This is a genomic window from Bifidobacterium moukalabense DSM 27321, from assembly GCF_000522505.1.
Taxonomy (GTDB): domain Bacteria; phylum Actinomycetota; class Actinomycetes; order Actinomycetales; family Bifidobacteriaceae; genus Bifidobacterium; species Bifidobacterium moukalabense.
Window position 1 is genome coordinate 240,231 of the sequence record NZ_AZMV01000007.1, and the last position, 13,958, is coordinate 254,188.

The following is a 13,958-nucleotide window of genomic DNA, read 5'->3' on the forward strand; positions in this document are numbered from 1 at the left end:
GGTCGTATTCAGGCCGATGCCCACAAAAAAAGACCGGCACGAACAATGTGTCGCCGACCGGCTCTATATAACGGTCCGTCTCTTCGGCATAGTCGCTGTTGCTCACCGCGATGCCGGCGAAGAACGCGCCGACCGCGTAGCTCAGTCCGGCGAGATCGGAGGCCCACGCCATCGCAAGGCAGATGATCACCGCCATCACCGCGATGCCGGACGGCGCCTTCAGCACTCCCGCAAGCGTCATCAGCGCCGGCGCGACCCATACGATCACCACCACGGCGCCCACGAAGAACGCCACCTGCTTGATGATGATGAGTCCCAGATCGGCCACATTCACGCTGCCGGTGTTCACCAGCGTGCACATGACGGACAGCAGGATCACGCCGATCACATCGTCGGCCACGGCTGCGCCGAGAATCGACACGCCCTCCTTCGAATCGAGCAGTCCCGCCTCCTTCAGCACCGCCACCGAAATCGATACGGATGTCGCGGAGAACACCACGCCGATGAACGCCGCCGGAATCGGCTCGAATCCGAACGCAAGGCTCACCCCGCCCATCACGACCACCGGGAACACCACGCCCATGCATGCGATGATGATTGCCGCCTTCGAATACTTCTTGAGCAGTTGCAGATCGCAGCCGACACCGCCAAGAAACATCAGGATGATGATGCCGAGATCGCTGAACAGCGAAATGTAGTCGCTTGAATGCAGCACGTTCAGCAGCGCCGGTCCGCAGATGATGCCGACAAGAATCTGGCCGATCACCTCCGGCAACTGCAACTTTCTGCAGATCAGCCCTGAACAGGTGGTCAATGCCAACATGGCGCATAACGAGATGATGAACGTCGCCATACTTTCTCCGTTCTTCCTTACGGTACGGCATTGTCTTGCGCAATGCCGCTTGCGGGTGCTCCGTCGGCGTCTATATTTCCGCAACGCACGTCGGTCATGCTGTAAAACGGGGGTCTGTCACGATGCTTCGGGATTCATGCATGCTCGTGCCCCCAATCCAGGTCACATTGTAGAAGAGTTCTGGTTTCGTGCGATTGCCGGTACGAAAAACGGATGAAACATTCGTTGCCACCATGATCCTGAAGGGTTGTTCAGGGTTGGTTTCCCGCCTTTTCCACGGTATGTTCCGCAGGGGGTGCTTCAACCGCAATCTGCTAGATTGCCGTATATGACGTTACGTCTCCGTAACACTTCGTAACGTTTTCAAAACGAGGGCGGCGTTCCATACCGTTTTGTCAACCCCACACGATGGGGTCGGAAATTTTCGAACTAGGAAAGAAAAGAGAGGGAGGGTGACATGGGCCAGCTTGATTCTGGAAATGCTGCGTGGATTCTGACTTCCGCGTCCCTGGTGTTCCTCATGACGCCTGGTGTGGCGTTCTTCTATGGTGGCATGGTTCGCGCAAAGGCCGTGTTGAATATGATGATCATGGAGGCGGCCGCGCTGTCCGTCACCATGATCATGTGGGTGCTGTGGGGCTGGTCCATCGCCTACGCGGGCTCCTCGGTCGGCGGCATCTTCGGCGATCCGGCAACCGGCTTCCTGCTGAAGGACACGATGGTCGCCGATAACGGCGTCTTCGGATCGGCCGCACTGAACTCCAACAACTATCCGGTCAGCGTGGATGTGGCGTTCCAATCAGCATTTGCCATGATCACCGTCGCCCTGATCTGCGGCGCCATCGCCGAACGCGTCAAGTACAGCACCTGGATGATCTTCGTCGCACTGTGGATCACGTTCGATTACGCTCCGCTCGCCCACATGGTGTGGAACGGTGGCTTGCTGTCCGCCGACGGCGCCATCTCCCAGGCCATCGGCGCCGCCGCCCACGACTTCGCAGGTGGTACGGTCGTGCACATCAACGCCGCAGTCGCCGCCTTGGTCATCGTACTGATCATCGGCAAGCGCAAGGGCTTCGGCACCCAGCCGTTCCGTCCGCACAACGTTCCGTTTGTCATGCTCGGCGCCTTCCTGCTGTGGTTCGGCTGGTTTGGCTTCAACGCGGGCTCCGCATTCGCCGCCAACGGCACCGCCGGCTACGCCTGGGTCTCCACTTCCATCGCAACCGCCTCCGCAATGCTTACCTGGGGCTTCACCGAGAAGATCCGTACCGGCCACTACACCGCCATGGGCGCCGCTTCCGGTATCGTCGCCGGTCTGGTCGCCATCACCCCGGCCGCCGATGTGGTCTCCCCGCTGTGGTCCATCGTGCTGGGCGGCATCGCAGGCGTGCTCACCTGCCTCGCCTGCAGCCTGAAGTTCAAGCTCGGCTATGACGATTCGCTCGACGTTGTCGGCGTCCATGGCGTCGGCGGTTTCACCGGCACCGTGCTCATCGGCTTCTTCGGTGAGGGCACCGGCCTGTTCGCGGGTGGCGATTGGCGTCAGCTGGTCGTACAGCTCATCGTCGCAATCGTGGCCATCATCTGGTCCGCGGTCATCACCGGCATCATCGCCTTCGCCCTCGAGAAGACCGTCGGCTGGCGCGTCACCGAAGCCCAGGAAGTCGGCGGCATCGACCTTGCCGACCAGGGCGAACGTGCCTACGATTTTGCTGGTACCGCAAGCTCTGTTCTCAAGGAGGTGAAGTGAGATGAAGCTCATTACCGCTATCATCCAGCCGCATAAGCTTGACGATGTCAAGGAAGCCCTCGCTGCCGCAGGCGTGCACGGCCTGACCGTGTCCGAAGCCAACGGCTACGGCCGTCAGCGTGGCCACACCGAGGTCTACCGCGGCGCCGAATACACCGTGGACCTGATTCCGAAGATCCGCATCGAAGTGCTGGCCGATGACGCCGACGCCGAGACGCTGGTCGGCGTGATCGTCAAGTCCGCCGGCTCCGGCACCATCGGTGACGGCAAGGTGTGGGTGGCACCGCTCGACTCGGTGACCCGCGTGCGCACCGGCGAGACTGGCTCGGCCGCCATCTGACCCGTATCGGTTCGGATAGGCCGTATTAAAGACCCCCGGGTTACGTTCTCGGGTTATCAATAAGACAGATCCCCGTACGTGCTCCATGCCGTGCGGGGATTCTCATTCCTCCCACCCCTCTCTTCCATCCTTCCTTCCGATGGCGGGATGCCGCATGAGGCGAGACGGAGGGAGCGCATCAAAGGATCCCACGATGACTTCTGCAGTCGATGGTCTCAAGCAGCGCTTCATGACCATGAGCCAGCCGGATGTCGACGGCGTATACCGCAATGGTGCGGCGAAACGCAAGGCCCGCACCGATCTGGCCATGACCTGCCTCAAACAGCTCTGGCAGGAGGCCCTCGACGCGGTCTCCTTCGAAGTGCCCTCCACCGGCATCGGCCTCGGTGCGGTCGGCTCGCTGGCCCGTGGTCAGGTCGGCCCGAGCTCGGACCTCGATCTGGTGGTCATCTATGAGCCGCATGCCCTGACCGACCAGCAGCTCAACGAGCTCGCCAACAAACTGTGGTACCCGATTTGGGATTCCGGACTCGACCTTGATCAGTCCGTTCGCACCCGCTCCCAGTGCGAGGCCGTCACCGACCATGACCTTCCTGCGGCCATGGGATGGCTTGACGTGGTGCCGATCGCAGGAGACACGCAGCTTATCGAAACCACGGCCACCTCCATTCTCGAGCGGTGGCGTAAGGCCGCCCGCAAACGCCTGCCGGAACTGCTCGGTTCCGCCAAGTCGCGCCTTGACGGATTCGGCCGCATGGCCTACATCAACCAGCCCGACATCAAGGAGGCCCGCGGCGGCCTGCGCGATTCGGTGCTGGTCGCCGCGCTTGCCGCCTCCTGGCTGGCCGATCGCCCGCACGGACGCTACGATGATGCCGTCGAACGCCTGCTCGACGTACGGGACTGCATTCATCTGGTCGCCAACAAAGATACGAACATGCTGCTCTCGCCCTATCAGGCCAAGGTCTCCGCAATGCTTGGCCTTGCCGATCCGACGCTGCCGGACGGCGAACGTGAGGCCACATCGATCGACGATTTGCAGACGCTGCTTGCCCGGGTCGGCCGGCAGATCGCGTTCTCCCTGGATTCCACCGCTTCGCGAGCCGAGCATTCACTTACCCACGAAAAGCCGAGATTCGCCTTTTTCCAAGTGTTCCAGCCGCGCAGCGGCGGCAGGCGCCAGGCGCCGACCTTCGATGTGATCGCCCCCGGCGTGGCCAAACATGAGGAGGAGATCGTGCTGGCCCCCGGCGCCGATCCGGGAACCGACGCGAAGCTTGCGTTGCGCGTGGCCGTCGCATCCGCCGAGTTCGGTCTGCCGATCGCTCCGGGCACGTTGCAGAATCTCAGGAACTGCCCCATCCGCGACCGCGATTGGGATGAGGAATCCCGCAAGCTGTTCGTACGCCTGCTCGCCGCAGGCCCGGAACTGCTTAACGTGTGGGAGGAGATCGACTTCGTGGACATTCCGGGCCGTTGGATTCCCGAATGGCTGGGCGTGCGCAACCGCCCGAGCGCCTCGGCCGCGCACCGGTACACCATCGACCGCCATATGGTCGAGGTGACCACGCGCCTTGGCCGCGAAACCCCGGGCGGCAACCGGTATGACGACAGGCACTACACGGCTCTGCTGCTGGCCGGCATCCTGCATGACATCGGCAAACGCCCGGGTGTCACGAACCATGCGGCCGAAGGGGCGCGCCATGCCTCCACGGTGCTCAGGCGCATGGGCTTCGACCGTGACATCATCTGGTGGGTCACGTTGCTGGTGCGCGAGCATCTGACGCTCTCCGAATTCGCGACCGGGCAGAATCCCAACGATCCGACGGTCGGTGACGAGCTGGCCGCACGCATGGACCATGACCCGATGCTGCTTGACATGCTGTTCGATCTGACCCGCGCCGACGGCTCTTCGCTGGGCGCCACTTCGGGCGAGACCATTTCCAAGCAGTATGGCTGGAGCAAGTGGCGCGAATCCCTCGTGCGCAACATGTACAACGCCACCCGCTACCACATGTGAGCCGGCATCCCCTCGTGCCCTGCGCCTCGAGTCCCTATGTTCCAGGCCTCGCGCCTCATGCCCCATACCTCACACGAACGGTGTGCGGTTTCACCGCCGATTCACCACAATGTGGGGAACATAGCACCTTCCGTTCACTTCGGCAAATCGGCCACCGGACACCCTACCTAAATCCAGTGGATTGTCCCCAAGTTGTCCACCCAGTTATCCCCATGTTGTGGAAAATCATATTGCTTGTCCACATAGTTATCCCCAAAATGTGCATAACTCGATGTTTTTCGCATTCGTTATCCACAACACCCCTTACCTAGCGTGTCGCGGACCCGGCAGGCAGGGTGGCAAGGAACACGAAAGCAGATGCCGTCCGCACGCAATCGAACATGGGGAGATTCGGACGCAATCCATCCACACCATTGTTCGTGACCATACACAAGTATTATGGTGTTCTTCGGCATCGAAACGATGTCGAAGAACATATGGATAATTGCGGTTGGTGAGTATGGCAGAAGAGACTACTTGGAGCGGCGCCCCTGCACAGGGCCGGCGAAACGGCGGATTCACGCCGAACAGGGGCAATGGCTTCAACGGCGGCAATGCCGTACGCGACATGATCTTCGACCGCATACCGCCGCACGACGATGACGCGGAGATGGCCGTGCTCGGCGGCATGCTCATGAGCAAGGACGCCATCGGCGAAGTGTCGCAGACCATCGACGTCACCGATTTCTACCAGCCGCGCAACCAGACCGTCTACGAGGCGATCATCAAACTGTTCGCCGCCTCGCAGCCCGTCGATGCCGTGCTCGTAGCCAACCAGCTGCTCAAGGACGGCGACCTCGAAAAAGTGGGGGGAAGCGACTACCTGCACAGCCTCGTCGCCTCCGTGCCGACCGCCGCGAACGCGACGTTCTATGCCGACATCATCCACCAGCGCGCCATCCTGCGCAATGTGATCGCGGCCGGTACTAAGATCGCGCAGCTCGGCTATACCGCGGAGGGGTCGCAGGCGGAAGACGTCGTCAATCTGGCGCAAGCCGAAGTCTATGAGATGTCCACGGGCAAGGTGAGGCAGGATTACGCGGCCATCGGCCCGGTGATCGGCGATACCCTCGACCAGATCGAACGTCTGCAGAACGGTGAGGTCTCGCGCGGCGTGCCGACGGGCTTCCGCGACATCGATGACGTGACGCAGGGCCTGCAGCCGGGCCAGATGATCGTCGTGGCGGGCCGTCCGGCCATGGGCAAGTCCACGCTCGGCGTCGACTTTGCGCGCGCGGCGGCACTGCACCACGGCATGACCACCGTCATCTTCAGCTTGGAAATGAGCAAGACCGAACTGGCGCAACGCATCATCGCCGCCGAAGCGAACATCCCGCTGGCCGCCATGCGCCGCGCCGACGACATCACGCCGGAACGGTGGAACATGCTCAACAATCTGCAGGACGCCCTGCAGAACGCGCCGCTGTTCATCGACGACAGCCCGAACATGAGCCTGATGGAGATCCGCGCGAAATGCCGCCGCCTCAAGCAGACGAACGATCTGAAGCTCGTCGTGATCGACTACCTGCAGCTCATGACCTCCGGCAAGGCCGTGGAAAGCCGACAGCAGGAGGTGTCGGACTTCTCCCGTGCGTTGAAGCTGCTCGCCAAGGAGCTCGAAGTGCCGGTGGTGGCGCTCAGCCAGCTGAACCGTGGCCCGGAAATGCGCAACGACAAGAAACCGCAGCTGTCCGACCTGCGCGAATCCGGCTCCATCGAACAGGATGCCGACGTGGTGTTCCTGGTGCACCGGCCGGACTTCTACGACAAGGAGGACCGCCCGGGCGAGGCCGACATCATCATGGCGAAGCACCGTAACGGCCCGACCGACACGTTCCACCTGGCGTTCCTTGGCGCATATTCGAGGTTCAAGGACATGCCGCAGGACTATCAGCAGGAGGTGTGATATGGCTTGGAACTCCTTTGCGACGCCATTGATCGGCAAGGCCGTTCGCGCGGCCTCCCGCCTTGCACACGGTGGCGGCAGCGCGTTCCCGGGCAGGATCGTGGAGCGGATCGATCCCGGCTTTCTGGCACGTACGCTGGCCCGCCTGCCGCTCGGCGTGGTGCTGGTCTCCGGCACGAACGGCAAGACGACCACCACCCGCATGGTGGCGAGCATGCTGGAATCGTTGGGATTGAAGGTATTCACGAACCCGACCGGTTCGAACTTCACGCGAGGCGTGGTCTCGTCGCTGCTGAGCGAGGTCTCGCTTTCCGGCAAGCTGGACGCGGACATCGCGGTTCTGGAACTCGACGAGGCCTATGCCGTGCATTTCGTCAGGCAGGTACGGCCCGACTACTGCCTGCTACTCAATGTGATGCGCGACCAGCTCGACCGTTTCGGCGAAATCGACAACACCGCACGATTGCTGAGCAAGGCCGCGGAGGCGACCACCGGAACCGTCGTGCTCAATCGCGAGGATCCGCGCATCGCACGGCTTGCGAACGTCGTCCATGCCGAGGATGGTGTGGACGTGCGCTATTTCGGCCTTGACGCGGCGCTGCGCGGCTTCTTCCCGTCCGATGACGACATGAGCACGACCGTCGACGCGGAAACCGGGGAATCCACGGCAACCATGACCCACACCAATCCACCGCAGGATGTGGATAGGCCGATGGCGCCGTCCGCCGAGTCGCCCGAAGCCGCAGGTTCCGGCGAATCGCCGGCGGACGTGACGCTACTCGCCGTCGGCGACCATCATGCCAGCTTCGGCATCGACGGTGAGACCTACGAAACCGACGTCAAACTGGAAGGCGTCTACAACCTGTACAACGCGGCGGCCGCGCTCGCCGCCGTACGCGCCGTTGCGGCCGATGCGAACGCCATGTTCCTGCCGTTCCTCGGCTCGGGCGCCGGGGATGACGCCGGGACCCTGCGCAGGCTCGGCATCTCGCCGCGCATCGTGGGCTTCGCGCAGTCCACCACGCAGTCCATGATCGATGCGGCAGCGCAGGTCACGCCGGCATTCGGCCGCGGCGAGGTCATCGATGTGAACGGCTCGCCCGTGGAACTGCTGCTCGTCAAGAATCCGATGGGATTCCGCCTGTCGCTCGCCTCCTTCAGGCCGGAAGGCTGCGACACCATGATCTGCATCAACGACGAATACGCCGATGGCCGCGACATGAGCTGGCTATGGGACGTGGACTTCACCTCCCTGCGCGCAACCGGCGTGGAAATGGTCTCCGGCGTGCGCGCGTGGGACATGGCCCTGCGTCTCGAATACGACCAGGTACCCCTCAAGGCCGTCAGCACCGAACTCGAGGAGTCCGTCACGAAGTTCGTGAATGCGAATCCCGGCACGCGCAAGCACATCTACTGCACATACACCGCCATGCTCAAGGTGCGCGCCACCCTGGGCAGGATCGCCGACGTCTCCGACGCGGGCGTGGGCAGGTAAACAGGGAGGGCGAGGAATATGAGTCAGGCAATCGACATCGTGTCGCTGTACCCGAAGGACATGAACATCTACGGCGACTCCGGCAACGTGCTCACCATCCGGCGCCGCCTCGCACTGTACGGCTACGAGCCGCACGTGCACGCCTACAACCAGGGTGACGAGTGGCCGGAACACGTCGACATGATTCTCGGCGGCGGCGGTCAGGACACCGGCCAGAAGAAGATCATCGACGATTTCTTCATGCGCGCCGATCTGCTACGTTCGCTTGCGGCGGGCGGCATGCCGATGCTGATGATCTGCGGCCTGTACCAGCTGTTCGGCGAGTATTTCGAAACGGTCGACGGCTCCCGGCTTGACGGCATCGGCGTAATCGGCGCGTACACGGTCGGCCAGGAAGTGCGCATGATCGGCAATCTGACCGAGACGTCCGACGACTTCGGCAGGATCATCGGCTATGAAAACCATTCCGGTCAGACGTTCCTGCGTGAGGGGGTGCGGCCGCTCGGTCATGTCGAGGCGGACGGCACCGGCAACAACGGCGAGGACCATACCGAGGGCGCACGGGTGAACAATGTGATCGGCACATACATGCACGGCTCGCTGCTGCCGAAGAATCCGGCCATTGCGGACTTTCTGATCCGCACCGCGGTCGAACGCCGCTATGGCACGTTCGATCCGGTCACAGCCGGACAGACCGCCGTGCAGAAGGCCGAACTGAACCGCATCAACGAAATCGCGGAACGTGCGCGCCGCGTGGCCATGTCCCGCCCGCGGTGATTGCGGGGAACGGGCCATATATGCCGGAATCGGCGGGTTTTGTTCAATGCATGGGTGAAGAAAGTGCGATAGAGTGGTACCACCATCACCCAAGGGAGGTAATCATGGCTGATTTTGATTTTGGTGACGGCCTGCGCAAGGTGTTTCTCGCCGGCGTCGGCGCTCTGGCGACCACCGTTGAGAAGAGCCAGGAGATCGTCGACGATCTCGTCAAGAAGGGCGAGCTGACCGTGGAGCAGGGCAAGGCCCTCAACGCCGAGCTCAAGCATAAGGTCCAGGAAGTCAAGGAGGCTTCGGAGGAGACCAAGCCCGAGTCCGAGGCGGCTCCTGAAGCCGAGTAGCATTCGTCCGATTCGCCGTCTGCCGCGCAATGGGCGCCCGGACGGCGAAGTCGTGTTATGAGTGGTGATATGCCTTTGAATACCCAGTCAGATAGGCCGGATGGCGCGCGCCCGGAAAGCGTGGAGCCGGTCACGTTGTCCGACCGAGTCAACGCGGTGATCAATCCCGCCGCCGACCCGTCGCCGGATGCGGCCGCGACGGCCGCCGCGAGGTCGGGAATTCCGCAATCCCCCCAATCGCAGGCGCCCATCGAAACGATCGGACTGTTCGGCTCGCGCAAGGACACGTTCTCCACGCGCTACCATCTCACGCGGCGCGGCAAGCTGAAGCGCCTGAAGCAGATTGCGCAGATCGCCAACCATTTTGATGTCCTGCGTGGCCTGACGCCGGTCAAAATGCGGCTTATGCTGGAGGCGCTCGGACCGACGTTCGTGAAGGTCGGCCAGATCCTGTCGATGCGTTCCGAGATTCTGCCGCAACCGTTCTGCGATGAGCTCGCCAAACTGCGCGCCGACGCCGATCCGATGCCGTACAGCACGGTGTTGCAGGTGCTTGAGGACGAGTACGGCCGGCCGGCCGACGAGATCTTCGGCCATATCGATGCCACGCCGCTTGGTTCGGCGAGCCTTGCGCAGGTGCATCGTGCGAAGCTGATTTCCGGTGAGGACGTGGCCATCAAAGTGCAGCGTCCGGGCGTGCGCGAGACCATGGCGCAGGATGTGTCCATCATGCGTTCCATCGCCAAGGTGGCTACGAGGACCATGCACAGCGCGCAGGTGGTGGACCTGTCCGGCGTGGTCGAAGAGCTGTGGGATACGTTCGAATCCGAAACCGACTTCCTGGTGGAAGCGAGGAATCTGAGCGAATTCAACCGTTTCTGCAAACGGTACAGGTACATGGATTGTCCCAAGCCGTACATCGACCTGTGCACCGAACATGTGGTCGTGATGGATTACGTGGAAGGCATCTCCGTCTCGCATCCCGACCAGCTGGTCGAAGCCGGCTACGACCTGAAGGAGATCGGCACCAAACTGGTCGACAACTACGCCACGCAGGTGCTTGACGAAGGCTTCTTCCACGCGGACCCGCATCCCGGCAACATCATGGTGAGCGGCGGGCAGATCGTGCTGCTCGACCTTGGCATGACCGGCCGGCTCAACGCGAAGACCCGCTCCGTGCTGAGGGACATGATCTTCGCCGTGGCCGAGCAGGATTCGCCGGCGCTCGCCGATGGTTTGCTGCGGTTCGCCGGCGCGGAGGCCGATCCGGAGGATTATCCGGCGCTGCTTGCCGATTTGGATGTGATCGTCAAGGAGTTCGGCACCGTCGATTTGGCGGAGCTTGACATCGCCGCGATGCTGACCGCGCTGACGCAGATGGCGCAGCGTCACGGCATCGAGGTGCCGAGCACGGTCACCACGGTCGGCCGTGCATTGGTCACGTTGGAAGGGCTGCTGGATGAGTTCATTCCCGACGTGAACATGATCCAGATCATTTCCGACCATATCGCGTCGAGCACGTCGAAGAAGGATTTCATCAAGGAGGAGACGAAATCGCTGGCGATCGAGGGGCATCAGGCATTGCACAGCCTGCTCGCCGCCGCCAACGAGCTCAAGGTCGCCTCGCGCATGCTTACGCGCGGCCAGTTGCGCGTGAATATGGAGATGGTCGGTTCGCAGGAGCCGATCCATCTGCTCGCCAATATGGTGAACCGGCTGACGATGGCCCTGATCGTGGTCGGCCTGTTCATCGGTTCGTCGATTGTGTATTACGCAGGCATCAAGCCGGTGATCTTCGGCATTCCGATCGTGGGCTTCCTCGGATACGTGATCGCCTTCATCCTTTCCGCCTGGATCGTGTTCGACATCTACTTCAAGGGCCGCAACTCCAGGAGACGGTAAGTGGCGCCTCACGCCTTGCCGCTCCTACCCCAAGCGGAATGACGCGAACGGTGCGGACACCATGGAAATCGATTTTTCCGCCGGTGAGCTTGGCTACGATCGCCGACCTCCCGTTTCGTGCACAAGCCGGATTTGAGTCGGCCCCTAGGTTGGGCATTCCAGATTGGTCAGGCGTTCCAGGGGTTGATGAGGGATACGCCCATTCCTTCGAAATCCTTGATATTTCGGGTCGCCACAATGCATGCGTTGGTCTTTGCCGTCGCCGCTATCTGTGCGTCGGCGAAACCGGTCGGTCTGCCAGACCGCTCGCGCATCGCCAGCATTGCGGCGCAATGCAGGCTTGCCGGTAGATCGAATGGCAGAATCCGACTGCCAAACGCGTCGAGCGCCTTCCCGAAAGACGTTTCCAACTGCCTTATGATGTCACTTACCGGCGTCTCTCGATCTGCTGAATTTCGAGTGAAAATTGGGCGGAACGCGCGAATCTGGGATACTCTCGTAGAGGATGCCCATGCGCGGGGCCGGACGAGCTCACGCACGGGAATGTTGTCGGGCCAATCGTGAAGGAGCATGCCCATGTCCAGTTCGTTCTTCAAGAAGGCGTTGATCGGCGGCGCAGTGGCCGCAGGCGCGGCGGTGTGGGCCATCGCACCGCGCACCTTCTCCGACAAGCGCCGCAACTACGTGCCGGCCATTCCGGACGTATGGTACGCCCATCGCGGTCTGCACGACGCCGGTTCCGGCCTGACCGCGCAATATGCCTCCGAAAGCGGCGAGTATGTGGCGCTCGCCCGCCGCATGGCCATGAAGGCCGGCTACGGCAATCCGAATGTGCTTGGCGCCATCGCCCCGGAGAATTCCCTGGCCGCCTTCGCGGCCGCCTGCGAGGCCGGTTATGGCATCGAACTCGACCTGCAGCTGGCCGCCGACGGCGCGGTAGTGGTGGTGCACGATGACGACTTGATGCGCGTTGCCGGCGATCCGCGCCGCATCGAAGACCTCACCTATGACGAGCTGACGCGCATTCCGCTGTTCCCGACCGACGCCCCGGGCGCATCCAAGGCCGCGCCGCTGCCGGGGTCGCTCGAGAAGCCGCCGCTGGTCACCACGCCGGACCATGCGCCGGAAGGTTACTACCAGCATGTGCCGTTGTTCGCCGATGTGCTCAAGGTGGTTGCCGGCCGCGTGCCGCTGATCGTGGAATACAAGTTCGATGACAATTCCAAGTGGGATCCGCGTGACGTGGAGCTCATGGAAAAGGGCGATGCGCTGCTGCAGGCCTACTCCGGCGAGTATGTGGTCGAATCGTTCAACCCCGCTGCCGTGAACTGGTACAAGGAGAACCGTCCGGAAGTATGCCGCGGCCAGCTGTCCTGGTGGCCGGAAGGCGGGGACGCGTCGGCTGACCCGGTGGCATTGGCCAAGGAATATGCGGCCGGAGCGCTGGTCTTCGACTGGATATCCCGCCCTGACTTCATCGCCTACGATTGGAAGGGTGGCAACAGCCCGCAGATGCGTCTGGCGCGTTTCATGGGCGCGGTGCCGGTCTCGTGGACCGTGCGCAGCCGCGACGAGCTCGCGCAGTGCGATGACTGGTTCGACCACCACATCTTCGAGGCGTTCGTTCCCGACGAGCGTTGATATAGGGTCCGATCCGGCCGGATCGGTCGATTCGGCCGGATCGACCGGCTGACGATCAGTCGATCACGCCGTAGAGGCGATCGCCGGCGTCGCCCAGGCCCGGCACGATATAGCACTTGTCGTTGAGCTTCTCGTCAACGGCGCACAGCACCAGCTTGAACTTGATGGACGGATCGAGGTTCTCTTCGACGAACTTCAGGCCTTCCGGAGCGCCCAGGATGCACACGGCGGTGATGTCTTTGGCGCCGCGTTCGGCCAGATAGTGCGTGGCTGCGACCAGCGTACCGCCGGTGGCGAGCATCGGATCGATCAGGAAGCACTGACGGCCGGTCAGATCCTCCGGCAGGCGGTTCGCATAGGTGATCTGCTGGGTCGGATTCTCTTCGTCGCGCTTCATGCCGAGGAAGCCGACTTCGGCGGACGGAATCATCTTGGTCATGCCGTCGAGCATGCCCAGGCCCGCGCGCAGCACGGGCACGATGATCGGAGCCGGGGAAGCGATATGCTTGCCGATCATCGGGGCGACCGGGGTCTCAATCGGCTTGTCGACGACTTCGACGTCGCGGGTGGCCTCATAGGCCTCGAGCATCACGAGTTCGGAAACGAGTTCGCGGAAAGTGGAGGAGGCGGTGTTCTTGTCACGAAGAACGGTGAGTTTGTGGTCCACCAGAGGGTGGTTCAAAACATGAATATCCATGGTTTCCAAGATTAGTGCATAACACAGAAGAAATGCGCCGAACCACGAAAGCGCCTGTCGGCGCAAAGGCCGCTCGCAGCGGCAAAAAATGGAGCCCGGGGCTATGCATGGCCCGGCGCGAATCCCATTGTACAGGCGTATGGGGTGAGGCGAAAACACGTGTCGTGGCATCCACGGGTGCCGGATTCCGCAGT

11 protein-coding genes and 1 pseudogene are annotated in these 13,958 nt (G+C 62.3%); 9 read left to right on the forward strand and 3 right to left on the reverse strand.

Annotated elements, in window-relative coordinates; translation table 11 throughout:
- Positions 1-85: 85 nt before the first annotated feature.
- Positions 86-853, reverse strand: a pseudogene (locus BMOU_RS11615) (cation:proton antiporter); the annotation flags it as partial.
- Between the two features lie 457 nt (positions 854-1,310).
- On the opposite strand from BMOU_RS11615, the gene BMOU_RS07310 reads away from it, so the two are divergent.
- From BMOU_RS07310 to BMOU_RS07345, 8 genes are all read left to right on the forward strand, one after another.
- On the forward strand, positions 1,311-2,606 hold the full coding sequence (locus tag BMOU_RS07310) for an ammonium transporter (RefSeq protein ID WP_034876286.1): 1,296 nt from the start codon (positions 1,311-1,313) through the stop codon (positions 2,604-2,606).
- Position 2,607: 1 nt separating this feature from the next.
- A complete protein-coding gene (locus BMOU_RS07315) occupies positions 2,608-2,946 on the forward strand; it encodes a P-II family nitrogen regulator (RefSeq protein ID WP_003828096.1) in 339 nt (112 codons plus the stop codon).
- A 193-nt stretch (positions 2,947-3,139) separates the two neighbouring features.
- Positions 3,140-4,966, forward strand: coding sequence for a nucleotidyltransferase domain-containing protein (locus BMOU_RS07320; RefSeq protein ID WP_034876290.1), 1,827 nt, complete (start codon positions 3,140-3,142; stop codon positions 4,964-4,966).
- Positions 4,967-5,465: 499 nt separating this feature from the next.
- Positions 5,466-6,911: a replicative DNA helicase gene (gene dnaB, locus BMOU_RS07325; RefSeq protein ID WP_034876292.1), complete on the forward strand. Its 1,446-nt coding sequence runs from the start codon at positions 5,466-5,468 to the stop codon at positions 6,909-6,911.
- 1 nt (position 6,912) lies between these two features.
- Positions 6,913-8,406 (forward strand): Mur ligase family protein, encoded by a 1,494-nt coding sequence (locus tag BMOU_RS07330; protein WP_034876295.1) that lies wholly within the window; start codon positions 6,913-6,915, stop codon positions 8,404-8,406.
- 18 nt (positions 8,407-8,424) lie between these two features.
- A complete protein-coding gene (locus BMOU_RS07335; protein ID WP_034876297.1) occupies positions 8,425-9,183 on the forward strand; it encodes a type 1 glutamine amidotransferase in 759 nt (252 codons plus the stop codon).
- A gap of 104 nt (positions 9,184-9,287) precedes the next feature.
- Complete coding sequence (locus BMOU_RS07340) at positions 9,288-9,524, forward strand: phasin family protein (protein ID WP_034876299.1); 237 nt, start codon at positions 9,288-9,290, stop codon at positions 9,522-9,524.
- Between the two features lie 69 nt (positions 9,525-9,593).
- Complete coding sequence (locus BMOU_RS07345) at positions 9,594-11,426, forward strand: ABC1 kinase family protein (RefSeq protein ID WP_034876301.1); 1,833 nt, start codon at positions 9,594-9,596, stop codon at positions 11,424-11,426.
- 167 nt (positions 11,427-11,593) lie between these two features.
- Here the strand turns inward: BMOU_RS07345 and BMOU_RS11405 are convergent, their stop codons facing one another.
- Positions 11,594-12,022, reverse strand: coding sequence for a PIN domain-containing protein (locus BMOU_RS11405; protein WP_200864831.1), 429 nt, complete (start codon positions 12,020-12,022; stop codon positions 11,594-11,596).
- Between BMOU_RS11405 and BMOU_RS07355 the strand changes: the two genes are divergently transcribed.
- Positions 12,003-13,067 (forward strand): glycerophosphodiester phosphodiesterase family protein, encoded by a 1,065-nt coding sequence (locus BMOU_RS07355; protein ID WP_034876303.1) that lies wholly within the window; start codon positions 12,003-12,005, stop codon positions 13,065-13,067. The two genes, BMOU_RS11405 and BMOU_RS07355, sit on opposite strands and share 20 nt — an antisense overlap.
- Before the next feature lie 55 nt (positions 13,068-13,122).
- Here the strand turns inward: BMOU_RS07355 and upp are convergent, their stop codons facing one another.
- On the reverse strand, positions 13,123-13,764 hold the full coding sequence (upp, locus tag BMOU_RS07360) for a uracil phosphoribosyltransferase (protein WP_034876305.1): 642 nt from the start codon (positions 13,762-13,764) through the stop codon (positions 13,123-13,125).
- Positions 13,765-13,958 lie beyond the last annotated feature (194 nt).

Coding starts and splice junctions, on each gene's coding strand:
- BMOU_RS07310 (WP_034876286.1), top strand. CDS start 1,311: ATGGGCCAGCTTGATTCTGGAAATGCTGCGTGGATTCTGACTTCCGCG.
- BMOU_RS07315 (WP_003828096.1), top strand. CDS start 2,608: ATGAAGCTCATTACCGCTATCATCCAGCCGCATAAGCTTGACGATGTC.
- BMOU_RS07320 (WP_034876290.1), top strand. CDS start 3,140: ATGACTTCTGCAGTCGATGGTCTCAAGCAGCGCTTCATGACCATGAGC.
- dnaB (WP_034876292.1), top strand. CDS start 5,466: ATGGCAGAAGAGACTACTTGGAGCGGCGCCCCTGCACAGGGCCGGCGA.
- BMOU_RS07330 (WP_034876295.1), top strand. CDS start 6,913: ATGGCTTGGAACTCCTTTGCGACGCCATTGATCGGCAAGGCCGTTCGC.
- BMOU_RS07335 (WP_034876297.1), top strand. CDS start 8,425: ATGAGTCAGGCAATCGACATCGTGTCGCTGTACCCGAAGGACATGAAC.
- BMOU_RS07340 (WP_034876299.1), top strand. CDS start 9,288: ATGGCTGATTTTGATTTTGGTGACGGCCTGCGCAAGGTGTTTCTCGCC.
- BMOU_RS07345 (WP_034876301.1), top strand. CDS start 9,594: ATGCCTTTGAATACCCAGTCAGATAGGCCGGATGGCGCGCGCCCGGAA.
- BMOU_RS07355 (WP_034876303.1), top strand. CDS start 12,003: ATGTCCAGTTCGTTCTTCAAGAAGGCGTTGATCGGCGGCGCAGTGGCC.
- upp (WP_034876305.1), bottom strand. CDS start 13,764: ATGGATATTCATGTTTTGAACCACCCTCTGGTGGACCACAAACTCACC.